This is a genomic window from Tamlana crocina (assembly GCF_012037625.1).
Window position 1 is genome coordinate 1 of the sequence record NZ_JAAVJS010000350.1, and the last position, 406, is coordinate 406.

A 406-nucleotide genomic window follows, 5' to 3' on the forward strand; every position below is an offset into this window, starting at 1 on the left:
GCGGCAGATCACTGTTTCGATTGCCGTTTCCAACCGCTTTCCGGTAGAAGCCCTGGAAGAATTATATGCAGGGATCGAACTTGCTTCCAAACTATATAAAGTTGATGTTGTAGGAGGAGATACATCTTCTTCAACTTCAGGATTGATTATAAGTGTGACCGCTCTGGGTGGGGCAAAAGAAGAGGATGTGGTATATAGAAGCGGTGCAAAGGTAAATGATCTGCTGGTAGTGACAGGAGATCTTGGAGCTGCCTATATGGGGCTACAGGTTTTGGAGCGGGAAAAGCAGGTGTTCAAGGTGAATCCCAAAAATCAACCGGATCTGGATCCATATACTTATCTTATAGAACGCCAGCTTAAGCCGGAAGCTCGTAAAGACATTCCACCTTTATTTAGGGCCCTGGAG

The 406-nt window shown here is 45.8% G+C and carries 1 protein-coding gene; it reads left to right on the plus strand.

Features of this window, described 5'->3' with window-relative positions; translation table 11 throughout:
- The coding region (locus tag HC176_RS17060; RefSeq protein ID WP_245234946.1) for a thiamine-phosphate kinase at positions 1–406 on the plus strand (406 nt) is incomplete at both ends.